General features: G+C 46.2%; 1 protein-coding gene. It reads right to left on the reverse strand.

Annotated elements, in window-relative coordinates; genetic code table 11:
- On the reverse strand, positions 1-470 hold a 470-nt coding region (locus GY843_RS19430), incomplete at its 3' end, for an efflux RND transporter permease subunit (RefSeq protein ID WP_297312163.1).
- Positions 471-584 lie beyond the last annotated feature (114 nt).

The following is a 584-nucleotide window of genomic DNA, read 5'->3' on the forward strand; positions in this document are numbered from 1 at the left end:
CGTAATTGGCTTAGATCATGTTGGCCTGTTCTATCCACCAAAGCATAGAGGTATACCCAGCCTACTCCTGTTGCGTCAGGTCCTAACTGAGGCCGGGCATTACTGGGGAGTGAAGGCGCAACTTGGCTGAGGTATTCAAGTACACGGCTCCGAGCCCAATAAATATCGGTCTTCTCATCGAAAATAACATAAACATAAGAATCACCAAAGAATGAATATCCTCTAACCGTTTGTGCCCCCGGTACAGATAGCATTGCGGTGGTTAACGGATAAGTTACTTGGTCCTCAACTACCTGGGGTGCCTGTCCTGGGTAGCTTGTTTTGATAATCACCTGAACATCAGACAGGTCTGGAATGGCATCAACGGGTGTATTCTTAAGAGAAAAAATTCCCACCCCGGTTAACATTAGGGTCGCAAGCAAGACCATAAAGCGGTTGCCGATCGACCAGCGAATAATTGCTTCAATCATGATAACTCCTTACTGGCCTTCCGGGAGGTAAAAGTCAGTGATTTCATAACCACCGGAATCTTTACGGCTGACTTCCAAGTGCAATAGTTGACTTGTGGGTAACTCATTTAACTC

Origin of the sequence: Neptuniibacter sp., from assembly GCF_024231755.1 — a bacterium.
In the GTDB taxonomy this organism is placed as follows: Bacteria; Pseudomonadota; Gammaproteobacteria; order Pseudomonadales; family Balneatricaceae; genus Neptuniibacter.